General features: G+C 33.1%; 23 protein-coding genes. 15 read left to right on the forward strand and 8 right to left on the reverse strand.

Annotated elements, in window-relative coordinates:
* Positions 1 to 63: 63 nt before the first annotated feature.
* Together EKM00_RS05210 and EKM00_RS05220 are read right to left on the reverse strand one after the other, a co-directional pair.
* Positions 64 to 1722 carry a SulP family inorganic anion transporter gene (locus tag EKM00_RS05210; RefSeq protein WP_126515488.1) on the reverse strand — a complete coding sequence of 553 codons (1659 nt, stop codon included), beginning with the start codon at positions 1720 to 1722 and terminating at the stop codon, positions 64 to 66.
* 499 nt (positions 1723 to 2221) lie between these two features.
* Complete coding sequence (locus tag EKM00_RS05220) at positions 2222 to 2701, reverse strand: Dps family protein (RefSeq protein ID WP_126455630.1); 480 nt, start codon at positions 2699 to 2701, stop codon at positions 2222 to 2224.
* Positions 2702 to 2818: 117 nt separating this feature from the next.
* Here EKM00_RS05220 and EKM00_RS05225 point away from each other — a divergent pair, with 117 nt between their 5' ends.
* Positions 2819 to 3760 (forward strand): LysR substrate-binding domain-containing protein, encoded by a 942-nt coding sequence (locus tag EKM00_RS05225; RefSeq protein WP_126455628.1) that lies wholly within the window; start codon positions 2819 to 2821, stop codon positions 3758 to 3760.
* Positions 3761 to 3790: 30 nt separating this feature from the next.
* On the opposite strand, the gene EKM00_RS05230 is transcribed toward EKM00_RS05225, so the two are convergent.
* A complete protein-coding gene (locus EKM00_RS05230; RefSeq protein ID WP_126455626.1) occupies positions 3791 to 3988 on the reverse strand; it encodes a hypothetical protein in 198 nt (65 codons plus the stop codon).
* Positions 3989 to 4153: 165 nt separating this feature from the next.
* A complete protein-coding gene (mnmD, locus tag EKM00_RS05235) occupies positions 4154 to 4816 on the reverse strand; it encodes a tRNA (5-methylaminomethyl-2-thiouridine)(34)-methyltransferase MnmD (RefSeq protein ID WP_126515489.1) in 663 nt (220 codons plus the stop codon).
* A 297-nt stretch (positions 4817 to 5113) separates the two neighbouring features.
* On the opposite strand from mnmD, the gene EKM00_RS05240 reads away from it, so the two are divergent.
* Positions 5114 to 6181: a branched-chain amino acid aminotransferase gene (locus tag EKM00_RS05240; RefSeq protein WP_126455621.1), complete on the forward strand. Its 1068-nt coding sequence runs from the start codon at positions 5114 to 5116 to the stop codon at positions 6179 to 6181.
* A gap of 99 nt (positions 6182 to 6280) precedes the next feature.
* On the opposite strand, the gene EKM00_RS05245 is transcribed toward EKM00_RS05240, so the two are convergent.
* The gene (locus EKM00_RS05245) at positions 6281 to 6667 is read right to left on the reverse strand and encodes a nucleoside triphosphate pyrophosphohydrolase family protein (protein ID WP_126455620.1); all 387 of its coding nucleotides are present in this window, start codon (positions 6665 to 6667) and stop codon (positions 6281 to 6283) included.
* Between the two features lie 83 nt (positions 6668 to 6750).
* On the opposite strand from EKM00_RS05245, the gene EKM00_RS14890 reads away from it, so the two are divergent.
* The 5 genes from EKM00_RS14890 (at position 6751) to EKM00_RS05270 (ending at position 9887) form a co-directional block, all read left to right on the forward strand.
* A complete protein-coding gene (locus EKM00_RS14890; protein WP_126455618.1) occupies positions 6751 to 6939 on the forward strand; it encodes a hypothetical protein in 189 nt (62 codons plus the stop codon).
* 274 nt (positions 6940 to 7213) lie between these two features.
* A complete protein-coding gene (locus EKM00_RS05255) occupies positions 7214 to 8335 on the forward strand; it encodes an SRPBCC family protein (protein ID WP_126515490.1) in 1122 nt (373 codons plus the stop codon).
* A 64-nt stretch (positions 8336 to 8399) separates the two neighbouring features.
* A complete protein-coding gene (locus tag EKM00_RS05260; protein ID WP_126515491.1) occupies positions 8400 to 8942 on the forward strand; it encodes an RNA polymerase sigma factor in 543 nt (180 codons plus the stop codon).
* 33 nt (positions 8943 to 8975) lie between these two features.
* Complete coding sequence (locus EKM00_RS05265; RefSeq protein WP_126515492.1) at positions 8976 to 9392, forward strand: hypothetical protein; 417 nt, start codon at positions 8976 to 8978, stop codon at positions 9390 to 9392.
* 36 nt (positions 9393 to 9428) lie between these two features.
* On the forward strand, positions 9429 to 9887 hold the full coding sequence (locus EKM00_RS05270) for a sensor of ECF-type sigma factor (RefSeq protein ID WP_126515493.1): 459 nt from the start codon (positions 9429 to 9431) through the stop codon (positions 9885 to 9887).
* 68 nt (positions 9888 to 9955) lie between these two features.
* On the opposite strand, the gene EKM00_RS05275 is transcribed toward EKM00_RS05270, so the two are convergent.
* On the reverse strand, positions 9956 to 11017 hold the full coding sequence (locus tag EKM00_RS05275; protein WP_126515494.1) for a sialidase family protein: 1062 nt from the start codon (positions 11015 to 11017) through the stop codon (positions 9956 to 9958).
* A 116-nt stretch (positions 11018 to 11133) separates the two neighbouring features.
* Between EKM00_RS05275 and EKM00_RS05280 the strand changes: the two genes are divergently transcribed.
* From EKM00_RS05280 to EKM00_RS05290, 3 genes are all read left to right on the forward strand, one after another.
* Entirely contained in the window at positions 11134 to 12267 is a 1134-nt protein-coding gene (locus tag EKM00_RS05280; RefSeq protein ID WP_126455606.1) for a hypothetical protein, read from the forward strand.
* Positions 12268 to 12382: 115 nt separating this feature from the next.
* Complete coding sequence (locus EKM00_RS05285; protein ID WP_126455604.1) at positions 12383 to 14344, forward strand: KUP/HAK/KT family potassium transporter; 1962 nt, start codon at positions 12383 to 12385, stop codon at positions 14342 to 14344.
* A gap of 141 nt (positions 14345 to 14485) precedes the next feature.
* Positions 14486 to 15742, forward strand: coding sequence for an RsmB/NOP family class I SAM-dependent RNA methyltransferase (locus EKM00_RS05290; RefSeq protein ID WP_126515495.1), 1257 nt, complete (start codon positions 14486 to 14488; stop codon positions 15740 to 15742).
* Between the two features lie 103 nt (positions 15743 to 15845).
* Here the strand turns inward: EKM00_RS05290 and rho are convergent, their stop codons facing one another.
* The gene (gene rho, locus EKM00_RS05295) at positions 15846 to 17612 is read right to left on the reverse strand and encodes a transcription termination factor Rho (RefSeq protein WP_126515496.1); all 1767 of its coding nucleotides are present in this window, start codon (positions 17610 to 17612) and stop codon (positions 15846 to 15848) included.
* A 181-nt stretch (positions 17613 to 17793) separates the two neighbouring features.
* Here rho and EKM00_RS05300 point away from each other — a divergent pair, with 181 nt between their 5' ends.
* From EKM00_RS05300 to EKM00_RS05310, 3 genes are all read left to right on the forward strand, one after another.
* The gene (locus EKM00_RS05300) at positions 17794 to 18207 is read left to right on the forward strand and encodes a DUF4293 domain-containing protein (RefSeq protein ID WP_126515497.1); all 414 of its coding nucleotides are present in this window, start codon (positions 17794 to 17796) and stop codon (positions 18205 to 18207) included.
* A 142-nt stretch (positions 18208 to 18349) separates the two neighbouring features.
* Entirely contained in the window at positions 18350 to 19012 is a 663-nt protein-coding gene (locus EKM00_RS05305) for a response regulator (protein WP_126515498.1), read from the forward strand.
* A 142-nt stretch (positions 19013 to 19154) separates the two neighbouring features.
* Positions 19155 to 20882, forward strand: coding sequence for an ATP-binding protein (locus EKM00_RS05310; protein WP_126515499.1), 1728 nt, complete (start codon positions 19155 to 19157; stop codon positions 20880 to 20882).
* Here the strand turns inward: EKM00_RS05310 and EKM00_RS05315 are convergent.
* Positions 20857 to 21354 carry a metallophosphoesterase family protein gene (locus EKM00_RS05315; protein WP_126515500.1) on the reverse strand — a complete coding sequence of 166 codons (498 nt, stop codon included), beginning with the start codon at positions 21352 to 21354 and terminating at the stop codon, positions 20857 to 20859. The two genes, EKM00_RS05310 and EKM00_RS05315, sit on opposite strands and share 26 nt — an antisense overlap.
* A gap of 295 nt (positions 21355 to 21649) precedes the next feature.
* On the opposite strand from EKM00_RS05315, the gene truA reads away from it, so the two are divergent.
* Positions 21650 to 22420, forward strand: a complete 771-nt coding sequence (truA, locus tag EKM00_RS05320; protein WP_126515501.1) for a tRNA pseudouridine(38-40) synthase TruA — start codon at positions 21650 to 21652, stop codon at positions 22418 to 22420.
* Between the two features lie 85 nt (positions 22421 to 22505).
* Entirely contained in the window at positions 22506 to 24260 is a 1755-nt protein-coding gene (locus EKM00_RS05325; protein WP_126515502.1) for an ABC transporter ATP-binding protein, read from the forward strand.
* Positions 24261 to 24390 lie beyond the last annotated feature (130 nt).

Genomic DNA, 24390 nt, shown 5'->3' on the forward strand with positions numbered 1-24390 from the left:
TTAGTTACAAATTAATGCTTTGTAAAGGACTCATTTTTAAATTTATTAGTGCGAAATTAATTTTTATTCTTTACCGAATTCTTCGTCAGGCACCTCTCGTTTAACCATTACCCTTTTTGCTGCATCATAATAATGCTCAATAGTTACATGGTTTTTGGTTTCTTGAGTATTTTCTAAATCATAGGCTTTTTTAAATCCTTTGAGTTTGACTTTTATATTATGATCTATAGCTCTTGTTGTTTTGAACTCATATATCAAATCTAAAATGTCATGCGCTATATACACGGTGTCTTTGGCATCAATTATTACTTTAGAATTTTCAGGAATCTCGTTTAAAGTGTATTTAATGGCTGCTTTGTTCAAAAAAGAAACTTCCTGCGCCAGATCAATGTGGATAACATCACCATCTTCATATTCTTCTTTTCTAAAACTGTAAGCTCTTTTCAGGTTTCCTTTTAAAACAAAAATAACACTGATGGCAATTCCTAATGCCACCCCTTTTAATAAATCCGTAAAAACAACGGCTAATAGAGTCGCAATAAAAGGAACAAATTGATATTTCCCTTTCTCCAAAAAATGTTTGAAAGTGGCTGGTTTAGCTAACTTGTAACCAACCAAAATTAAAATTGCAGCTAATGTAGCCAATGGAATTTTATTCAGGATAACAGGGATTACAAGTACACTCACTAATAATAATACCCCATGAATCATAGTAGACATCTTTGATTTAGCACCTGAATTAGAATTTGCCGAGGTACGCACAATTACCGAGGTCAAGGGTAGACCTCCTAAAAGTGAGCTTATGACATTTCCAACACCTTGTGCTTTCAATTCAATATTAGTTTGCGTATAACGCCTTTGAATATCCATTCTATCTGCTGCTTCAATACTCAATAACGTTTCTATCGAGGCAACTATTGCAATAGTGAAGGCTACTATCCAAACTTTTGGATTCGAAATTACAGAAAAATTTGGAGTAACTATAATCGTCTTAAATTCCTCCAGACTGGTAGGAACCGGTAAAGAAACTAAATGTTCGTTAGTTATAGCCCACGGACTTCCTATTGTGATGAAAATCTCATTCAAAACAACACCTAAAACTACAGCAACCAATGCGCCTGGAATTAATTTTAAATCCTTCAAAAAAGGGACTTTATTCCAGGAAATCAATACCGCTACAGAAGTTAAAGTGATAATTACAGATCCAACCTGAATATAATCAAAAATGTTTAATAAGGTTGAAAATGTATTACTTCCGTCCTTTTGCATAAAAGCTAAATCGCCTTCAAAATCGCTATCGTATCCAAAGGCATGAGGCAATTGTTTCAAAATAATTATAATCCCAATACCGGCCAACATTCCTTCGATGACATTTGTTGGAAAATAATTAGATATACTTCCTGCTTTAAGAAATCCTAGAACTAATTGTATTATACCTGCAATAAAAACAGCCGTCAAAAAAACATCAAATGCACCTAAATCCGTTATTGCGGTAAGAACAATTGCGGTAAGACCTGCTGCAGGGCCTGAAACACTGATGTGCGATGTGCTTAAATACCCAACGACAATTCCTCCAACAATTCCTGAAATAATTCCTGAAAATAATGGAGCACCCGAAGCCATTGCAATACCCATACACAAGGGCAGAGCCACTAAAAAAACCACTAATCCTGATGCAAAATCAGATTTGAGGGTGGCAAAAAGATTAATTTTTTTGGTCATAATACCGTACTTAAGATTAAATACAAAGAATTTTCTACTTTATATAAGTGAAAATCGATTTAAAAAAACAAAAATTCTAAAATGTATTAAACGTATTTCGGTGGTAGTATAAATATGGAAAAGATAATATTATCGTGCTTTGATAAATTTTCAGAAAGAATAGTATTAGAGGATAATTTTTTAGTAGTAATTATTTCCCAAGAAGATTCAGAACTAAATAGTACTTTAATTTGTTTATGGATATTTTCTTCTTCAGAAACACTATAGAAAACAGAGATATCTGAACTTTTCTCAATCACCATAACAATAGTTGGGATAATAAGGAAAGCTAAAAATAGAAGCAAAAATATTTTAGATATCATTTTCATTCCCGCAAAAATAGAATTTAGTTTAAAATAAAAGTAACAGTTTATATTTATTTTTTAAAAAAATTAACATTCAAAAAAAAACCAGATAAAAATGATGCATTTTTATCTGGCTATATTCTTAAAACTAAGTATTACAAACTTTCTTCGAGCCAAGCCTGCATCATCCAAATTGTCTTTTCTTGTTCTGAAATGAAATCACTCATCATTGCATTGGTACCTTCATCGTTAATTTGTCCCGATTTGTCAAGAATTACGCGTTCAATTTTTAATAAATGAGATAATGATGTAACAATTAAATGCACTGCTTTTTCATCATTTGAAATATTTTTACCAACTACCAATTGATTGTTTTTTATATAGTCTTCAAACGTATGAAGTGGCGTTCCACCAACGGTCAGAACTCTTTCAGCAATTAAATCAATTTTAATTTGAGAATCCGTGTACAATTGCTCAAATTTCACATGTAAATCAAAAAAACGCTTTCCTCTAATATTCCAATGAATTCCTCTTAAATTTTGATAATACACTTGAAAATTCGCTAACAAAACATTTAGTTCAGTTGCTATTAATTCTGACTCTTTTACCGGTAAACCTAAAATATTTGTTTTCATATTATTGTTGTTTTATATTTATTTACGTTACAAAACAAATTTAGTGCAAGATTAACGAAAAACACCATAATAAAAAGTTATTGTTTTATTAAATTTGTATCAGATATAATTATAATCATGACTATTACTCAATTAAAATACGTACTTGCGGTAGCTGAACACAAGAATTTCACTCTTGCTGCAGAAAAATGTTTTGTTACTCAGCCGACACTGAGTATGCAAATTCAAAAAATAGAAGAAGAATTAAATATTCAAATATTTGACCGTACCAAAAAACCAATCCAGCTCACAGATATTGGACATAAAATTGTAAATCAGGCAAAAAACATAGTCAATGAAGCTGATAGAATTCAAGACATTGTGGAACAACAAAAAGGTTTTATTGGCGGTGAATTTAGATTAGGCATTATTCCTACAATTATGCCTACTTTACTGCCAATGTTTTTAAATAATTTTATAAAAAAATATCCAAAAGTAAAACTCGTCATTGAGGAGTTAAATACCGAAGAAATTATTATTAAACTCAATAATGGACATCTGGACGCAGCCATTGCCGCAACTCCTTTGATGGAAGAAAAAATCAAAGAAATAGTCTTGTACTACGAACCTTTTGTTGCGTACATTCCTGAAAACCACCATACTTTTCAAAAAGAAGAAATAGAAGTTTCAGATTTAAACTTGGATGAAATTTTATTATTACAAGACGGACATTGTTTTAGAGAAGGAATTTTAAACTTATGTAAGAGTGCCGGTAAAAACGAAATCGATCATTTTCAAATACAAAGTGGAAGTTTTGAAACCTTGATAAAATTAGCTGATGAAGGTCTGGGAACAACGTTACTTCCCTATTTGCATACCTTAGATTTAAAAGAAAAAGACAAGCTAAAACTTCGTCATTTTAAAGAACCTAAGCCCGCACGAGAAGTCAGTTTGATTTTTCCTAAAAGCGAATTAAAAATTCAAATAATAGATGCACTTCGCACTACCATAACAGGAGTTGTAAAAGGAGCAATTGTTTTTCAAAATGTTCAGATAATAAGTCCCATCGCAAAAAAATAAAAAAAGGAACCGCTTATGGTTCCTTTTTTACTATGAATTTACTATTAATAAACAGTGCTTTAATTCCGGTTTACCAATAGTGAAATTTAATAACCACTCTCGTAATTGATCCATTTCATAGGGCAATAATGTCTTAATAGCTTTTTCTAATTCTTTGCTAAAAAGCATAACATCAAAGCTTACTCTTTCTAAAACTGATTTAGTATAATCATACATGATTTTCGACATAATTAATGAAGATTTTAGGTTAGATTTTAATTGAAAGTGTTGTAAAAATACATTTTTTACAACTAAAACATAGTTATTTAACGTAGTTTTTAGTTTTTTTAGTTTTTGTACTACTTTAGACCAAAAATATAATAAATTATTGATAATAAGCTACTTAACTAATATTTATTTTTTAGTAGCTCTGAACATTTCTCTTTTTCCTGGTGGCCCTGCTAATTTTTCAACCGTAAAACCTACTTCTAACATGCTTCTTTTTACAACTCCTCTGGCAGCATAAGTCACTAAAACGCCTTTACTTTTGAGTGCTGTATGCATTCTTTTAAAAATATCCGTACTCCATAATTCAGGTTGCACTCTGTAACCAAAAGCATCAAAGTAAATCAAATCAAATGTGTTATTGTCGTCAATTTCTTCAAAAAACTGCTTTCTTTTAGTCAACAAAAAATCATTCCTTAGCGCTATTTTCTCTCCCCAGACGCTTTTATGCATTGCTATAAAAATGTCGCTTTCTTGAGTAGCATTCAACTCTGTAACATAATTCATACATGAAACTTCATCAGAAGAAATAGGATATGCCTCAACGCCAACGTAATCGATAGACTGATTCATTTTTTTTGCTTCTAATAAGGTAATAAAAGTATTCAATCCGGTACCAAAACCAATTTCTAAAATAGAAACTGCTTTATTTTGAAATAAGGAAAGTCCGTTTTTAATAAAGACATGCTGCGCTTCCTGAATGGCGCCATGTTTAGAATGGTAGCACTCATCCCATTCCTCTATTCGTATGGTTGTGGAACCATCAAGTGTTTGTATTATTTCTCTTTTCAAAATTGTTATTTGAGGTTATTTGAAGTTTTATAATTATAAGGGCAGACCAAATTTAATCAAAACTAAAATGATTGTCTTAAATAAAGTACATTTATTATGCAAATCTCATAAAATTAATGCTGATTTTTTCTGTTTTTTCAAAAATAAATAAATCGTACATAAAGACTATAATTAATGGTGTTTTGTCAAGTATTTTAGTGATTTTTATTTAATTTTGCAATTATTAAAGTTCTTTTTGCATAATCAAGATTTTAATTCCCAATTGTAGTAACATATAAAACCAAACAATACATTATCATGAGTACAACTCAAAGTAGCAAAATTGAAATAATTAATGCACCCACTTCAAAAATAAATGAAGTTGATTTTAAAAATTTAAGCTTTGGATCTGTTTTTTCAGATCATTTATTTGAATGTGATTTTAAAAATGGGGAATGGCAGCAACCAGTCATTAAGCCTTATGCGCCTTTATTGTTAGATCCATCATCCAGAGTTTTTCATTATGGTCAAGCTATTTTTGAAGGCATGAAAGCGTACAAAGATGAGAATAATGACGTTTGGCTTTTTAGACCCGATCAAAACTATATCCGTTTCAACACCTCGGCTGTTAGGATGGCTATGCCGGAAGTTCCAGAAGATATATTCCTGAATGGTTTAAATCAATTGCTGCGATTAGACGAAGCATGGATAAAAAAAGGAAAAGGAAATGCCTTATATATCAGACCCTTTATGATTGCAACAGGTACCGGAGTAATTGCAAACCCATCAAATGAATATAAGTTCATGATTATTTTATCGCCTGTTTCCTCTTATTATTCAGGTGATGTAAAAGTAATAATTGCGGAGCATTACAGCAGAGCGGCTAATGGTGGAATAGGAGCTGCTAAGGCAGCCGGAAATTATGCAGCCCAATTTTATCCAACTACTTTAGCGAATAAAGAAGGTTTTCAACAAATAATCTGGACTGATGATGCCACACACACAAAATTAGAAGAAGCCGGTACTATGAATGTGTTTTTTAGAATAAATGACACATTATTAACGGCTCCTGTAAGTGAAAGAATACTTGATGGTGTTACTCGAAAAACACTGATTGATTTAGCAAAAAGTGAAGGTATAACTGTAGAGATTCGTTCAGTTTTAGTGTCAGAACTTGTTGAGGCTTCTAAAAACGGAACTTTAAAAGAAATTTTTGGGGCCGGAACAGCTGCTGTGGTAAGCCCCATTTCTGGATTCTCTTATCAGGATGTATATCATGAATTGCCAAAAATTGAAAACACAATGGCTTTGCAACTGAAAACTAAATTAGAAAATATCCAAAATAAATTAGATGCGGATCCTTTTGGCTGGACTGTTAAAGTATAATTCAAAGATTTAAAAATTAAAAAAAAGCGATTTTCAGTGTGAAAATCGCTTTTTTATATCATAGCATACATCATCAAAATATTAGTGAAATTTCTACCGCTATTTCCCAATTATTTTAGAGAAATCAGGCTTGAAATAATTTGGTCCTTTCATGACCTTACCATCTTCACGGTAAATAGGCTCCCCATCCTGACCTAACTTACTCATATTACTACGTTGAATTTCATCGAAAACGGCTTCTATTTTGTCTTGCAGCCCATGCTCAATAATCGTTCCACATAAAATGTACATCATATCGCCTAATGCATCGGCAATTTCTATTAAATCATTATTCTGAACAGCCTCTAAATATTCTTCATTCTCTTCTTTCATCAAATTGAAACGAAGGATATGTTTGGTTTCAGCTAAGCCGGCTATTGGAGTTTCGCTATGCCCAATTTTGAAAGCGGTATGGAATTCTTTGACGGCATTAATTTGTTTTTGCATAATTTAAATTTTATTAAATGAAAATACAAATAAGCAAACTATTATTAAACAAATAGCTAAATTTGTCAAAAATAATATAAAGTATGTTTAGTCAGGGACAATTCATTTTTGCAGGCTTTTTTTTTATTGCATTCAGTATTGCAATGATTTACGCCTACCGAAAAGATTTAGCGTTACACCGAAAATTTTATAAAGGAAATTATAAAATTTTAATTGGTTTTGGAGTGTTTATTGGCATTTTATTTTTGATAAAAGTGTTTTTCAAACGTTAGTTTTTTTAAAAATGTCTTCTTCAAAGAGGACTTTTTTAGTTTGTTCCTTTCTTATTTAAAAACAAATCCTAATTGCTAACTAGTGCAAGGTGCCAAATAGTCCTGCCTGAACATTTCCCTTATAAATTTTATTCTAGAACTCCTTCTTCCATAGTATTCCTTTCGTAAAATAACTATTCAATTAAAATATTCAAGTCGCGTTTTTTTATTTAACACTTTTGGCGACTTGTAAATTAAATTTTTAACTTTACAAAAATTAATACAATTAGATATCATGAGGATTATAAAATATTTATTTCTTTTACTGCTGCTTAGTTTAGTGGCTTTATCCATTTTTGTAGCTACACAAAAAGGGGAATTCACTGTGCAAAGAAGTCATATTATTAATTCTCCTAAATCTACGGTATTTAATTTTGTTAATGATTATAAAAATTGGCAGGATTTTGGCGCCTGGATGGTTGAAGATCCTGAAATTATAATCACCTATCCTAAAAACACTGTAGGAAAGGGAGCTTCCTTCACTTGGGAAGGAAAAGAAGTCACAGGGAATATGCAAACGGTTTTTGTAAAAGAAAATGAAAGTATTTCTCAAAAAATGAATTACAACGGAGGTGATTCATCCGTTTTCTTGAGTTTAAAAGACACGGTTGGCGGAACAAAGGTCACCTGGAAAACCACCGGAAAAATGAGTTTCGTTATGAAGATCACTGCTGCTTTAAACGGCGGTATCGATACAGTTATAGGTGCCATGCAGGAAAAAAGCTTGGCTAATCTGGACAAAACACTAGTTTACGAGATAAATACCCATCAAATAAAGGTAAAAGGTGTGGTAAAAAAACTAGCAACTTTTTATTTGTACCAAACTTTTACAAGCAAAATTTCAAATGTCACTAAAAATGCCCGTATCGTTTTTCCAAAAATCATTCTTTTTTGTGAGCAAAACAATATAGAATTGAATGGAAAGCCTTTTATTATTTATCACACTTACGATCCAGTAAATGGATTGAGTAGATTGTCTTTTTGTATCCCTATAAAAAATCAAATTTTAACCAGTTCAGGCAGTGATATTTTATCCGGTAAACTCGAACCTTTCGAAGCCTTGAAAACAACCTTAACCGGTGATTATTCACACATAAAAAAAGCGCTAGATAAAACAACAGCGTACAGCAATGCTAACAAAATAAGCATTGACACTAAATTTTCACACCTAGAGAACTATACCATCGGAAAAACGGAAATAAAAAATCCATCAAAGTGGATTACTGATATTTACTTTCCAATAAAACCAAAAGTAATTCCTGCTAAAGTCTTTGTTCCAGCAGAAATCCTTAAATCTACAGCGGCAAAAACACCGGAACCTGTACAAAAAAAGGAAGAAGAACAATCTGAATTTTAATATTATCTTTCTACCGAATTAAACCTTTTTGATAAAGAGTATTCTAAATTCATAAATAAAAAATTTGCAAGACGAACAGGAATATATAAATAACTTGTTGAACTCGAAAACACAAAATCAAGCGTTTCAGCAGTTGTTACAAGAGTATCAAAGACCCTTATACAATCACATTCGTAACATTGTTTTAAATCACGATGATGCGGATGATATTTTGCAAAATACTTTTATCAAAATATTTCAAAATTTAAAGAATTTTAAAGGAGACAGTAAACTCTTCTCTTGGATGTACCGTATTGCTACTAATGAAGCATTGACTTTTTTGAAACAAAAATCAAAAATCAATACGGTATCGTCTGTAATTTTACAACGTAAAACTATTGATAATCTCGAAGCAGATGTATTTTTTGATGGAAACGACATTCAACTAAAATTACAAAAAGCAATTGCTTTATTACCTGAAAAACAACAGTTAGTTTTTAAAATGAAATATTTTGAAGAACTAAAATACGAGGAAATATCTCTTATTTTAGGCACCTCAGTTGGAGGATTAAAAGCTTCCTATCACCTTGCTGTAAAAAAAATAGAAGCATTTGTATCTACTAATTAAACCTTTTTGCAATACCACTGTCTAATGAATAGTATGAAAACATTTAAATTAGAAAACGAGCCCAAAATTGAGACTGGATTTAAGATCCCTGACCATTATTTTGAAAATTTTTCAGCAAAAATGTTGAAGCAATTACCAATAGAGGAGCCAAAAGTAATTTCTATTTTTCAAAAAAGAAAAAACAGCATACTACTGGTCGCTGCAATTTTAGTAATAGCCCTGATGATTCCTGTTTTAAGCCCGTCAGTAAACAACCCTAACGAAATAGACACGCTCACTCTGGAAAATTATTTAACCGATCAATCGAATGTAAACCCTTATGATTTAATAAGTGAATTAGAAACCGAAGATATCAATAATATTAAAGCAGATAATGAAGTTTTAGAAGATGACGTTATAGAGGATCATTTATCCGAAAATGCAAATCTGGAGCATCTTCTTTTAGAATAAAAAACGCGTTCACCGATTACAATAAATAAAACAAAAATGAGATATAAAAAAATATTCCCAATACTGTTGCTACTTCTTTCCTTTAATTTTTATGGTCAACATGAAAACATGAAAGAGAAAAAAGAACAAATTAAAGCTTTGAAAGTAGCATTTTTGACGACTGAGTTAAACTTGACCACTAGTGAAGCCGAAAAATTCTGGCCTATATATAACCTGTTTGATGACAAACAATTTGAATTAAGACATCATAAAATGAAAAGTTTCATGAGAAGAATGAATGATGGATCTTTAGATCAAATCACGGAGAAAGAAGCCAATTCATTTTTAGTTCAAATAGAAGAAACCGAAGAAGAATTGTTTTTTTTACGGAAGAAATTTGTTCAAAATTTGAGAGAAATATTTCCATCTGTAAAAATTTTAAAACTTAAAAAAGCAGAGGAAGACTTTAATAGAAAACTGTTGCAACAATACCGCAACAAAGCGCAAAAAAAATAACATCTTTTTTTATTAGTTCGATAAAACATCCTAAACACAAGTAAAAACTTGAGCTTAGGATGTTTTTGTTATTTAAAATCGATCCGAATCATTTTATTTTTCCCTGCAGCAACAGCCGTTTTTTTATCTAGGAACCGGAGCGTAGTAAGACTTTTATCCTTTGCTATTTGTTGCCATGATTCACCACCATCCGAGGAGTAATAAACCCCTGAAGTCCCCACAGTGAATAGTTTCTTACCATTGCTTTCAGGAATATATTGCACACAGGAAGCATACCCAAAGCCTTTATTTTCAGCAATAAGCTCCCATGTTTTCCCACCATCAGCAGTACGGGCTTTATTGGAAAAATTCTGGTTTTGATTTTCATAATCCCCTCCGGCTACAAAACCGATTTTTGCATCATAAAAATCGGCAGTAAAAATTCCGGTCATTGCCTTTCCTTGTGCCATTGGAGTTTCAAAAACGGTCCAACACTTTCCTTTATCAGGAGAATAAAAAACCCTTGATTTTTTTCCACCAGAAACAATCCATGTATTATTCCCTTTAATTACAATATTAGTATTGCTTGCCGCAAAAGCAGCTTCGCCTTGCATCACTTTTGGTAATTTATCGCACGAAATTTTATTCCATGATCGGCCTCCATCGCGCGTTGTAATAATATTAAGACAATCAGCGATTGGATCTCCCATAGCAATACCTTCTGTATCGTTCCAAAATTGCATACTATCATAGAAGACCTTCTCATGGCTTTCCTGATATACTATTTGTGAATCCTTTTCCTCTTTTGAAATTTGATACAACACTGCAGGATTTGCCACATTGAGGATAAAAATATGATTGGCTGTTTGAGCGATACTCCTAAATTCAAGATTCAAAGAATCCTTGGTGATTTTGTGCTCTATTTTTTGATTGCTATCTAAATTATAGAACCCGTATCTACCATTATCAGCAGCATACCATATTTTATTTTTATCAATTTGAATCGCTCTGATACTTATTTGATCTTGAAATAAGGTGTCAATTTCAACGGACAGAAAACTACCATTGTGTAACTTTTCCGACTTGTAAACACTCGTTTTACAAGATACAAATCCATTTAAAACCAGCAGCATTAAAAAAATATTTTTCATTTTCGTACATTTTAAGGCTAATTTACAATTAATAATATAAATACAAATAGCATCTAAATTACATTGGCACAGTAATTGGATATTGAAAAAAAAGGAAAAACTTAATCCAATTAATTATGAAAACGAAACTACTACTATTGAGTCTGTTGACCGCTGTTTTCACAACACAAATACAGGCACAAAACAGAACATCAGTGAATGCAATGAATGCCGAAATTAGTGATAATCTTGACCTGAGAGCTGTTGCAGATATCTTTGGTGATTCCAGAGACTTACAGGATTTTGAAAGACGCCTTAATGATCCTGAGCTGCAAATTTCAAATTTAGATTTGAATAATGACAACGAAGTTGATTATTTACGGGTTATTGAAACGGTAGAAAACAGAACCCATCTCATCATCGTTCAATCAGTGATTGATGAAGATGTTTACCAAGATGTAGCTACAATTGATGTTGAAAAAGACAGAAATAATAAAATTCATGTACAAATAGTTGGTAATGAATTTATGTATGGCCAAAATTACATTTATCAGCCAGTTTATTACAATACTCCAGTAATTTATGCATCCTTCTGGTCTACTAATTACCGCCCTTACTATTCCACTTGGAATTGGAATTATTATCCGTCCTATTATTATGCTTGGAATCCATTTCCCGTTTTTAGATATAGAAATAACATAAATATTAATTTGAATATCAACAACAATTATAACTATGTCAATAACCGTAGAAGTAATCGTGGCGTAGTTTTATACAATTCAAGACGTTCAAACGGATATGAAAGACAACATCCAAATGCGTCTTTTTCCAGAAGAAATGATAATGTAAATAACCGCTATGAATTAGATCAAAGAAGAGTCTCCAGAAATGAAACCAGCTATTCTAATAGAAGAGCAATAGTACAGAGAGGAACTTCTCAAAATAGAACAAGTCCTTCAAGACAAAGAACAGAATCGTCCAGAGATTATTCTCAAAACAGAACCAGTCCTTCTAGGCAAGTCACCCCACAAAGACCAGAATCGTCTAGAGAATATTCTCAAAACAGAACCAGTCCTTCAAGACAAGCCCTCCCACAAAGAGCTGAATCTTCTAGAGAATATTTTGAAAACAGAACCAGTCCTTCTAGGCAAGTCACCCCACAAAGAGCGGAATCTCAAAACAGAGGCAACACATCTAGACCATCAGCTCCTCAGAGAACTGAATCTCAAAGAGGCAATTCTTCTTCAAGAAATGAAAATAGAAGATCCTAAAAATCTTAAACACACAAAAAGAAACACGGCGCACAAAACCGTGTTTTTTTTATTGGATAAAAACCGCTAATTTATTTTAAAAGTGTAAATTTGAAAAGTTTTTTAAAAATTACACATGAGCGTATCGCACAAAGACCTGCACAGTAAATGGACATTAGGGGGTTTATTAATTTCATTAGGAATAATTTACGGTGACATAGGAACGTCACCATTGTATGTAATGAAAGCTATACTAGGCACCCACATTATTAATTCGGATATTGTCTTAGGTGGAATATCGTGTGTGTTTTGGACCCTTACACTGCAAACCACAATCAAGTACGTACTAATCACGTTAAGCGCTGATAATCATGGCGAAGGCGGGATTTTTGCTTTATATGCTTTGGTCAAAAAAACAAAAATTCAGTGGTTGATCGTCCCCGCTATAATCGGCGGAAGCGCTTTATTAGCCGACGGAATCATAACGCCACCCATCTCAGTATCCTCAGCAGTTGAAGGAATAAGAACCTATTATCCTGAAATTAATACCATACCAATTGTAATAAGTATTCTCTTTGTGCTTTTTGCCATTCAACAATTCGGCACCAAGCTAGTTGGTAAATTTTTTGCTCCAATGATGCTTATTTGGTTTGGGATGCTGGCAATACTTGGAATCGCACAAATTTCACAACACACTGAAGTTTTAAAAGCAATCAATCCTTACTATGCCTATCATTTATTGACCATCCATCCAGAAGGTTTTTTTGTTTTAGGTTTTGTGTTTCTGTGCACAACAGGCGCAGAAGCATTGTACTCAGACATGGGACATTGCGGACGAAAAAACATCCGAATTAGCTGGATTTTTGTAAAAACTGCATTAGTGTTGAATTATTTTGGACAAGCCGCTTATTTAATTCGTCACGAAGGAGAAACTTTACAAACTCTGGGAGGAAAAAACGGAAACCCTTTCTATCTCATTATGCCAGACTGGTTTCAGCCTGTAGGAATTATAATAGCAACTCTTGCCGCTGTTATAGCCTCACAAGCACTTATTAGTGGGTCATTTACTTTGATTAATGAAGCAATGCGCTTGAATTTTTGGCCAAAAGTAAAAATAAAATATCCTACAGAATTAAAAGGGCAATTGTACATTCCGTCTATTAACTGGTTATTATTTATTGGGTGTGTTGGAATTGTACTACACTTCGAAGAATCCAGTAACATGGAACATGCATACGGACTGGCGATCATTCTGTGTATGATAATGACCACTATTTTACTGAATTTTTACCTAATAATGAAAAGAGTGAAACTATATTTTATAGTTCCATTAATTACTATTTATCTAATAATCGAATTTAGTTTTCTTGCTGCTAATATTACGAAGTTTGCTGAAGGTGGCTACGTAACACTATTTATAGCAATCGCTTTAATAGGTATAATGACTATTTGGTACCTTGCCAAAAAAATTAACAAAAGTTACACCAAAATTGTTAAAATTGAGGACTACAAAAAAGTACTAGTGGAGTTAAGTGCTGATTTATCCATTCCTAAATACGCAACACATTTAGTATATATGACTAATGCCGGAAGAATTGACGAGATCGAAGAAAAAGTAATGTATTCCATCTTACAAAAAAGACCCAAAAGAGCTGATATTTATTGGTTTGTTCACGTGAATATATTGACTGAACCTTATAAAACCGAATATAAAGTGACTGAAATTGTCAAAGATGATTTGTATCGTGTAGACTTTAATCTTGGTTTTAGAGAACCTACAAAAATAAATCTGATGTTTAGAGAGGTAATCCGGGATATGGTGCAAAAAGGAGAAGTAGATATAACCAGCCGCTACGAATCTTTGAATAAAAATAATATCATAGGTGATTTCAAATTTGTATTATCCGAAAAATTCCTTTCCAATGACAGTGATTTACGTTGGCATGAAAAAATAATTATGAACTCCTATTTCTTCATTAAAAAATTAAGTTTATCTGAAGAAAGAGCTTTTGGATTGGATAGCAGTTCCGTAAAAGTGGAACAATTTCCAATGGTGCTGCATGCTCCTGAGAATATTGGATTGACAAGAGTAAAATAATTCTTTCTGTTATTTAAATGATCCAAGAAACACTGTAATAATACAGTGTTTTTTTCTGTCGAAAAATTTAAAAACAACATTTATTACTTAAAATATATCATTTAATCAATTAATAGTACCTTTGCACCTCAATTATTTAAAATGAGATTACACAGAAATTTAGTTTACACAACAATAGACGCTTTGAACGCTATTTTTAACGAAGGAGAATATGCGGATAAAGTCGTTGCCCGATCTTTAAAAAAAGAGAAACGTTGGGGAAGCTCCGATAGAAAGTTTGTTGCCGAAACCATCTACGAAATTGTCCGTTGGAAAAGATTATACGCAGAAATAGCCGAAGTAAAAGAGCCCTTTGACAGAGACAATCTTTGGAGAATGTTTTCTGTTTGGGCGGTATTAAGAGGCTATCCTATTCCGGATTGGCGCCAACTGGAAGGCACTCCAGAACGAAAAATAAAAGGACGATTTGATGAACTTTCAAAAGTGAGAGCTTTAAAAGAATCTATTCCAGACTGGATGGACGAATTAGGAGTTAAGGAACTAGGCGAAAAAGTTTGGGCAACTGAAATTACAGCTCAAAACCAGCCCGCTAAAGTTATCTTGAGGGTAAACACGCTTAAGACAACCAGAGAGGCCCTGCGTGCTATTTTGATGGATTTAAACATTGAAACAGAAACGTTAAAAAATCAACCAGATGCTTTGGTTTTAAAAGAAAGAGCTAATGTTTTCTTGACCGATGCTTTCAAACAAGGTTTCTTTGAAGTTCAGGATGCCAACTCCCAATTAGTGGCTGCTTTTCTTGATGTAAAACCAGGAATGCGTATTGTAGATACCTGCGCAGGTGCTGGTGGAAAAACGTTGCACATTGCTTCATTGATGGAAAATAAAGGACAATTAATTGCTATGGATTTGTATGAAAGCAAATTAAAGCAATTAAAAATAAGAGCCAAAAGAGACGGTGCTTTCAATATTGAATACCGCATTATTGACTCTACAAAAATCATCAAAAAATTACACGAAAAAGCAGACCGTGTATTAATTGATGCCCCTTGCAGTGGTTTAGGGGTGCTGAAAAGAAATCCAGATGCTAAATGGAAATTGAAACCAGAATTTATTGATAACATTCGCAAAGTACAATCGGAAGTTTTAGAAAGCTATTCTAAAATTGTAAAACCCGGTGGAAAATTAGTGTATGCTACTTGTTCTATACTACCCTCCGAAAATCAAGATCAAATTGCTCGTTTCCTGACAACTGACATTGGAAAACAATTTAATTTTATTAAAGACCAAAAAATATTGGCTTCAGAGTCAGGTTTTGATGGATTTTATATGGCTTTATTAGAACGTAAAGAAAGCTCAGAACAGAAAGAAAAAAGAGTACAAAAAGAAATAATATAGTATCTAGATTTAAGATTCTAGAATTCAAAAAAAAATCCTCGAATAAATCGAGGATTTTTTTATGCGTTATCTGTTTTGTTTATTCTATTCTCTTTTAATATCCCTAATCATTCATAGAGATTAAAAACTCCTCGTTATTTTTCGTTTTCTTGAAACGATCATTGATAAAATCCATCGCCTCTACTGGGTTCATATCCGAAAGGTATTTTCGCATTATCCACATTCTTTGTAATGTTTTTTGGTCTAATAACATATCATCTCGTCTGGTGCTTGAAGAAGTCAAATCGATAGCCGGAAAAATACGCTTGTTCGCAATTTTTCTGTCCAATTGCAATTCCATATTACCGGTACCTTTAAATTCTTCAAAAATAACTTCATCCATTTTTGATCCGGTTTCAGTCAATGCAGTAGCAATGATACTCAACGAACCCCCATTTTCTACATTACGGGCAGCTCCAAAGAAACGTTTTGGTTTTTGCAATGCATTTGCATCCACACCACCACTTAACACCTTACCTGAAGCAGGCTGAACCGTATTATACGCTCTGGCCAAACGTGTAATGGAATCCAATAATATCACTACATCGTGACCACATTCAACCAATCTTTTTGCTTTTTCAAGAACGATATTCGCAATTTTAACATGCTCTTGTGGCTCTCTGTCAAAAGTAGAAGCAATTACTTCACCACGCACACTACGTTGCATATCCGTAACCTCTTCCGGGCGTTCATCGATCAATAAAACAATCAAATATACTTCAGGATGATTGGCCGCAATAGCATTGGCAATTTCCTTCAACAACATGGTTTTACCTGTTTTTGGCTGCGCCACAATCATTCCGCGTTGTCCTTTTCCTAATGGTGAAAACAAATCGATAATTCGTGTTGAAATCGTACTTTGTTTTTCTGCCAATTTGAATTTTTCTGATGGAAAAACAGGCGTTAAATGTTCGAATGAAACTCTGTCGCGAACCACTTGAGGATCGTGTCCATTTATTTTTAAAACCCGAACTAATGGAAAAAATTTCTCTCCTTCTTTTGGTGGGCGAACTACACCTTTTACAGTATCTCCGGTTTTAAGACCGAACAATCTGATTTGAGAAGTCGACAAATAAATATCATCCGGCGACGCTAAATAGTTGTAATCCGAAGAACGCAAGAAACCATAGCCGTCCGGCATCATTTCCAGTACACCTTCGCTTTCTATAATTCCATCAAATTCAAAATCAGAAGCAGCAAAATTATTTTTTTTGTTTTTGAAGTTTGGATTTTGACTCCCATTGCCATTTTGACTTGGATTAGGATTTTGTTTGTGTAATTGGTTTGGATTTATTTTTTTAACCGGAGCTGAAACTTCTTCCTTCTCCTGTGAAGTGATATTTGCAACTGTATCAGTATCTTTAGCTGTTTCTTTTCCTTCTTCCTTATCCTTTTTTAAAGCAATTTTTTTCTCGTACGCTGACTTATTAAACTTAATCACCTTTCCTGTTTTTTTATCTTCGGATTCAAGTTCCTGAACAGAAGATATATCGTCATTTTTGTCAACTTGTAACATTTCAACAAAATAGTCTTCAACGGAAACAGGAGCTACTGTCAAATTTTCTTCGGCTTCAAAAAGCGAATTTTTTACTGATTTTTGAATAGCAACTTTTTTTACAGGCAGTATTCTGGTTCTTTTTGGTTTATCGTCTTCCGGATTACTATTGGTTTTTATCTCTAACGTTGAATCAACGTTAGCCTCTTGATGCGCAAGAATCTGACTGATTAAAGTCTCTTTTTTAACACCATTAAATTTTATGGTTTTAGCTAACTTAGCTATTTCTTGAAGCTCAGAAAGCTTCATTTCTTTTAATGCAGAAATATCAAACATGAATGTTCTAGGAGTTTAATTAATTTTGAAAATAATGTAAAAGATAGGTAGTAAACATTAAAATGAATCAACCGCAGTATGAAGTGCTTACGGTATTTTGATGCAATAATACGAATAAAATTTAATGATACAATAGTATTTATAAAAAAGAAAATATATTTTTGTAGTAGATATTTAACAAATGATACAAAGAATTCAAACCATTTATTTACTACTCGCATTTGTAGTAACTGGTATTTTACTGTTTTTTATTCCATTATGGACAATGGATACCGGTAAGGCATTTTATTTTATGCAAAGTCAAGTGTACACTATATTATTGGGATTGAGTACTACGTTGTCTTTATTTAGTATTGTTTCCTATAAAAAGAGACAAAATCAATTTGTTATTGGCAGATTGAATATCATATTAAATTTGATTTTATTAGGATTGTTTGTATATCGTTCCCTAAATGTATCTGGAGAAACACCTGCTGTTTCGGAGAAAGGTATTGGGATGTTTCTTCCTGTAGCTGCTATCATATTATTGGTTTTGGCCAATAAAGCAATCAAAAAGGATGAGGATCTTGTAAAATCTGTGGACAGATTGAGGTAAACCTATAAATTTTAGTTTATTTGTGCGAAGGAAACCCGAATGTAACAATTCGGGTTTTTTTTATATCTGCAATCCAATAAAAACCTTATAATTTAAAATTTAGCTGAATATTTTTTATAAATTTGGATCTGATAATTACAACATGGCAGAAAAAATACGGATTCATCTTGCTGATGACCATCAAATTCTTATTGATGGAATTAGAACTTTATTACACACAATCCCTACATTTGAAGTAGTGGGTTATTCCTTAAACGGCACTAATATTTATGAGGAAGTCACAAATAATAAAGCAGATATCCTTGTTTTAGACATTAACATGCCGGAAAAAGACGGCATTGAGGTCCTCAAAGAATTTGCTAAAAAAGGGTTTCCGTGTAAGGTTATCATTTTGTCCAGTTATGATGACTTACGAATAATAAAAGAAGTCATGAAGTTAGGCTGCAGCAGTTATTTAACCAAGAAATGTGCCGGAGAAAATATAGTTGAAGCCATTCAAGCAGTTATTAATGGTGAAGAATATTTTAGTAAATCCGTAAGAGAAAAAATATTCAATACCGTAACTAAAGACAATCCTAAACTAAACAAACAAGTCCCTAGTCCAAATTCACTTTTAACAGAAAGAGAACTAGAAATCATAATCCTGATTTCATTAGAATATAGCGGCAAAGAAATCAGTGACCAATTGTTTATTAGTGTTAATACCGTAGAGACCCATCGCAAAAACATAATGAAAAAACTCAGCGCAAAAAACTCTATTAGTCTAGTGAAATATGCCCTTAAAAATAAATTAATCAAATCCTGAATGAATTTGGGTGAAACTTAAATACTGTTTTTTATTAATTAAAAAAAGAAAACCAACCAATTTAACTTTGATTTAAAGCCTGTTTATTTGAAAAATAAGGCGGGTTTAAAAAACCAGAAATAACCAATCGATTCAATTATTTATGTCTCAGAAACAAATTGCTATAGTCTTGATTTTACTATTGAACCTCACTGGTAGTTTTGTTAGTGCTCAAAAGAAAGAAACTTCAAAAAAGGAAGCCCTGACATTAGCAAAAGAAGCTAACCAGCTAATGAAAGCAGGTAATTACGAAAAGTCCTTAATACAATCGAGACTTGCTTTGAGCCAAGCAATCAAAATCAAGGACAACAACCTGATAGCAGGAGCTTATAATACCATTGCTGCTAATTTTGATCAATTATCAGAATCTGACAAAGCTTTTTTCTACTACAACAAAGGACTGGAATACGCGAATAAAACTAATAATGATGTTTTAAAAAATTGGTTAAACAATAATTTAGGAAATATCTATTGCTTTGATAAAAAACAATATGAAAAAGGAATTTATTATTATAAAAAATCACTGCATTACAGCACTAAAACAAAAGATTCAGCACAAATTATATTTACAAAACTCAATTTGACGTGGGCCTATTTCGACAATGATCGCTATCAAGAAGGGCTCCCTTATTTAAACTACATCAACAAACATCACAAAAAACATGGAGACGAGTCTACAATTGTAGCTTTAAATATGCTCAACGGCATGTATCATAGCCATACAAACAACATTAAAAAAGCCCATTATTTTTTCCAAAAAGCAATTGAAAAAGGAATTAAAGGAACTGAAAAATCTGATTTATCATACTCTCACCTAGAATTTTCTAAATTTTTATTGAAAAACAATGATTATAAAAATGCCTATAAAAATTTAGTTCGTTACAATACAATTACTGAGGAACTAAACAACGAAGAAAAACACAATAAAGCGAATGTCGCAGGCATCAACCTGGCAATCGATGAGTACAAAAGAGAAATCGACAAGATTGAAACAGAATATAAAGCAAAACAACTTTTTTTACTGCAAGAACAATCCAGAAATAAAAAAATTGTGATCGTACTAATTGTAATTCTATTACTGTTTTTTATCCTTTTTTACTTCTATTCTCAAAACACACAACTAAAACAAAAAAACAAATTAAAGGACTTACAAAGCAAAGTTCAGGAAAACATCATCAACGCATCCATTGACGGACAAGAATTAGAACGAAAAAAAATCGCGGCCTTTTTGCATGATAATATTAGTGCTTTACTTTCATCAGCAGGACTACATCTTCATGCGTACACATCCCAAAATCAATATTCAGCACAAGAAATTATAAAAACTAAGGCTATTCTTGAAGAAGCACACGATCAAGTACGGGATTTATCCCACGAACTGATGCCTTCGCTTTTAGCCCGTTTTGGATTATTTGATGCATTAGACGATTTGTGTGAAAAAAACTCCAATTCCATTCTGTGCTTTGAATACGCAAGTTCCGTAGATCGAAAAACCCGTTATGATGAAGATTTCGAAATTAAAATTTATTTCATAATTATGGAACTCCTCAACAATACGATAAAACATAGTCAGGCAACACGTTCAGAATTAAGCATTCACGAAGATAATGATTTTCTGAATGTCAATGTTATGGATAATGGCCAAGGTTTTGATTCTAGTAAATTTCATATCCTTGAAGGTTTTGGCATCAACCAAATCAAAGCCCGTATCAATAATCTGAAAGGAACTATTGTCATAAACTCCAAAATAGGTTTCGGTACAACCATAAAAATAATAGTACCCATCACCTATCAAAAAAAAATAATTAGACCCATTTTTCAATCTCAATAATTTCCAAATCTTTGATTTTATCTCCTTCAATCACAAAACGCAACATCGTTCGCACCTGATGAAAACCACTTTTTCCCGCCGCACCAGGATTCATGTGTAATAAATTATGTTTTTTATCGAATATGACTTTTAGAATGTGAGAATGTCCACAAATAAATAATTTTGGCGGATTGGCTTCCAACTCAGCTTTAATATTGGGATTGTATTTCCCCGGATAACCGCCAATATGCGTAATCCAAACATCAACGCCTTCACACATAAAACGGTTGTGTAAAGGGAATTCCAGTCGTGCCATTGCATCATCAATATTTCCATACACGCATCGTAACGGTTTCAGCTTTTGTATCGCATCAGTCACTACCAAATCACCAATATCACCCGCATGCCATACTTCGTCAGCCAATGCAACATATTTCAAAATGGTATCATCAATATAACTGTGCGTGTCAGAAAGCAAAAGTATTTTTTTCATATTTATAGTGTCATTACGAGGTACGAAGTAATCTGAAGCAATTTCCAGCTATCCGTTTCAATCTTTATTGTTTTTAAAGAAAAAACAATAAAGGATTCCCGCTGCAAATGTTTACATTCACTGAACTCCTATGAAAATAAAAGTTTAGTGAAGTAATCTGGGCTACGATTTTGTGGTAAAAATAAACATTCGAATTCCAAATAAAAAATCAAATCGAAACTTAACAAACTTTGCACCTTGGCAACTTCGTGGCAAAAAAATTAATAAGTATCTTTGTGGCTTCAAAAAAATTCACTTGAGATATTTTATCAAATTAGCATACAGCGGAACCCATTATCACGGCTGGCAATACCAACCCAATGCTGCCTCTGTTCAGGAAACGATGAACAAAGCGTTTTCGGTGCTATTGAACACAACCATCAATCTTATGGGCGCCGGTAGAACGGATTCCGGGGTTCACGCCAAAGAAATGTATGCCCATTTTGATTTTGAAACACCAATTGATATTCCAAGTTTACTGCACAAACTCAACTCCTACTTGCCCAAAGACATTGTTATTTATGACATTATACCGGTTCACGATGAAGCGCACACTCGTTTTGATGCCACTAAAAGGACCTATGAATATCACATCAATACATTCAAAGATGTTTTTTTGCAAGAACAAAGTTGGTATTTCCATCAAAAATTAGATATTGATTTGATGAATGAAGCGGCGCAACTATTATTCAATCACACTGATTTTCAATGTTTTTCAAAAGTCAACACAGATGTAAATACCTTTGACTGCACTATTTTTGAAGCATATTGGACTCGCAGCACAGCTGAACAGGGCGCAGACAAACAAGAAAACAGCAATTTGATTTTTACCATTTGTGCCAACCGTTTTTTACGCAATATGGTTCGTTCCATTGTGGGAACATTAGTAAATATAGGATTACACAAGAATACACTGGCTGATTTTACTGCCATCATAGAAAGTAAAAACCGAGATAAAGCTGGTTTTTCGGTTCCGGCACATGGTTTGTATTTAACCAAAATAGATTATGATTACATTACGCAATAGCCCTGATAGTAGTGAAAATCCTTTTATGTTTTTCTTTAAAAACACAAAAGATTGCAACGAATAGCAGGAAACAGCTCCAAAAAACATGAAAGCAAAAGCATTTGATACTAGATTATTCAAACGAATATTAAAATTTACTAAACCCTATCAATGGCGTTTTAACGGAGTGATTATTTTTGCCGTTTCGCTATCAGTATTTGCGGCATTGCGCCCGTATTTATTGAAACAAACTGTAGATGGTTACATTTCAACCCAAGACCAACAGGGATTATTATTGTATGTGATCCTGATGGGAATTGTACTATTGCTGGAGGTATTCTCGCAGTTTTACTTTGTGTATTGGGCAAACTGGCTCGGTCAGGATATTGTAAAAGACATTCGGACAAAACTGTTTCAACACATTTTGAGTTTCCGAATGAAATATTTTGATCACGTTCCCGTAGGACAGCTCGTGACACGCTCGGTTTCGGATATAGAATCCATTGCTCGTATTTTTAGTCAGGGTTTGTTTATGATTATCAGTGACTTGATGAAAATGTTCGTAGTACTGATTTTCATGTTTTACATGAACTGGAAACTGACTTGGATCGTAATTATTGCAATGCCCATTCTGGTTTATTTTACCCGAATTTTTCAGCGTAAAATGCAAGTCGCTTTTGAAGAAGTGCGAAATCAAATCGCTAACATGAACTCGTTTGTTCAGGAACGTGTGACAGGAATGAAGATTGTACAACTCTTTAATCGTGAAAAAATTGAATACAACAAATTCAAAAACATAAATGACAAGCACAAAAAAGCGTGGATAAAAACCATTCTGTATAACTCCATATTTTTCCCTATTGCAGATATCATTTCGTCCTTAACCCTTGGTTTTATTGTACTATATGGCGGTATCAAGATCTTGAACGGAGATAATTTCACCACTTTTGGAGATTTATTTTCCTATACAATGTTTATTGGAATGTTGTTTAACCCGTTGCGCCAAATTGCTGATAAGTTCAACGAGATGCAACTGGGAATGATTGCGGCAAACCGTGTTTTTGACATTTTAGACACCGAAGATCAAATTCAGGATACCGGAATTATAGAAGCTCCAATTTTTAAAGGAGATATCGAATTCAAGAATGTCCGTTTTGGATATATTGCGGATGAAGAAGTAATAAAAGGAATCGATCTGGAGGTAAGTGCCGGTCAAACGATTGCCATCGTAGGGTCTACAGGTGCCGGAAAATCTACGATCATTAACTTACTGAATCGTTTTTACGAAATCAACAGTGGCTCTATTTACATCGATAATCACAATATTGAGAATTACACTTTAGGTTCCTTACGTAAACAAATTGCGGTAGTATTGCAGGATGTTTTCCTTTTTGCCGATACTATTTTCAACAACATCACCTTGAATAATCCTGAAATTAATCGGGAACAGGTTTTGGCTGCAGCCAAAAATATTGGCGTCCATGAATTCATCATGAGCTTACCGGATAATTATGATTTTGACGTGAAGGAACGCGGCGTTATGCTTTCTTCCGGTCAGCGTCAATTAATTGCTTTCTTGAGAGCGTATGTTAGTAATCCAAGTATTTTGATTCTGGATGAAGCTACTTCATCGATTGACACCTACTCTGAAGAATTGATTCAGCGTGCTACAGAAACCATTACTAAAGGCAGAACTTCGATTGTGATTGCGCACCGTTTGGCCACGATTGTCAATGCTGATAAAATTGTGGTAATGGACAAAGGATTGATTGTAGAACAAGGAACGCATCAGGAATTAATCAACCGCGAAAGTGGGTACTACAAGAATTTGTATGATTCTCAGTTTTCGGTAGCAAATTAGTTTTTGCTGCAAAGGAATAGCAGTTACAAAAACAAAGATCGATTTACACTTCTGCAATTTGTTCAAAACAAAGATGTTTTCTTGAAAATTAGTTAGTTTGCTACTTTATTAGTTTGAAACTTTCTCAAAA

It is taken from the genome of Flavobacterium sp. RSP15, assembly GCF_003968755.1.
GTDB lineage: Bacteria > Bacteroidota > Bacteroidia > Flavobacteriales > Flavobacteriaceae > Flavobacterium.

Bases quoted from the DNA above. Each gene is read 5' to 3' on its own strand.
- EKM00_RS05210 (WP_126515488.1), bottom strand. From the start codon at position 1,722: ATGACCAAAAAAATTAATCTTTTTGCCACCCTCAAATCTGATTTTGCA.
- EKM00_RS05220 (WP_126455630.1), bottom strand. From the start codon at position 2,701: ATGAAAACAAATATTTTAGGTTTACCGGTAAAAGAGTCAGAATTAATA.
- EKM00_RS05225 (WP_126455628.1), top strand. From the start codon at position 2,819: ATGACTATTACTCAATTAAAATACGTACTTGCGGTAGCTGAACACAAG.
- EKM00_RS05230 (WP_126455626.1), bottom strand. From the start codon at position 3,988: ATGTCGAAAATCATGTATGATTATACTAAATCAGTTTTAGAAAGAGTA.
- EKM00_RS05240 (WP_126455621.1), top strand. From the start codon at position 5,114: ATGAGTACAACTCAAAGTAGCAAAATTGAAATAATTAATGCACCCACT.
- EKM00_RS05245 (WP_126455620.1), bottom strand. From the start codon at position 6,667: ATGCAAAAACAAATTAATGCCGTCAAAGAATTCCATACCGCTTTCAAA.
- EKM00_RS14890 (WP_126455618.1), top strand. From the start codon at position 6,751: ATGTTTAGTCAGGGACAATTCATTTTTGCAGGCTTTTTTTTTATTGCA.
- EKM00_RS05255 (WP_126515490.1), top strand. From the start codon at position 7,214: ATGAGGATTATAAAATATTTATTTCTTTTACTGCTGCTTAGTTTAGTG.
- EKM00_RS05265 (WP_126515492.1), top strand. From the start codon at position 8,976: ATGAAAACATTTAAATTAGAAAACGAGCCCAAAATTGAGACTGGATTT.
- EKM00_RS05270 (WP_126515493.1), top strand. From the start codon at position 9,429: ATGAGATATAAAAAAATATTCCCAATACTGTTGCTACTTCTTTCCTTT.
- EKM00_RS05275 (WP_126515494.1), bottom strand. From the start codon at position 11,017: ATGAAAAATATTTTTTTAATGCTGCTGGTTTTAAATGGATTTGTATCT.
- EKM00_RS05280 (WP_126455606.1), top strand. From the start codon at position 11,134: ATGAAAACGAAACTACTACTATTGAGTCTGTTGACCGCTGTTTTCACA.
- EKM00_RS05285 (WP_126455604.1), top strand. From the start codon at position 12,383: ATGAGCGTATCGCACAAAGACCTGCACAGTAAATGGACATTAGGGGGT.
- EKM00_RS05290 (WP_126515495.1), top strand. From the start codon at position 14,486: ATGAGATTACACAGAAATTTAGTTTACACAACAATAGACGCTTTGAAC.
- rho (WP_126515496.1), bottom strand. From the start codon at position 17,612: ATGTTTGATATTTCTGCATTAAAAGAAATGAAGCTTTCTGAGCTTCAA.
- EKM00_RS05300 (WP_126515497.1), top strand. From the start codon at position 17,794: ATGATACAAAGAATTCAAACCATTTATTTACTACTCGCATTTGTAGTA.
- EKM00_RS05305 (WP_126515498.1), top strand. From the start codon at position 18,350: ATGGCAGAAAAAATACGGATTCATCTTGCTGATGACCATCAAATTCTT.
- EKM00_RS05310 (WP_126515499.1), top strand. From the start codon at position 19,155: ATGTCTCAGAAACAAATTGCTATAGTCTTGATTTTACTATTGAACCTC.
- EKM00_RS05315 (WP_126515500.1), bottom strand. From the start codon at position 21,354: ATGAAAAAAATACTTTTGCTTTCTGACACGCACAGTTATATTGATGAT.
- EKM00_RS05325 (WP_126515502.1), top strand. From the start codon at position 22,506: ATGAAAGCAAAAGCATTTGATACTAGATTATTCAAACGAATATTAAAA.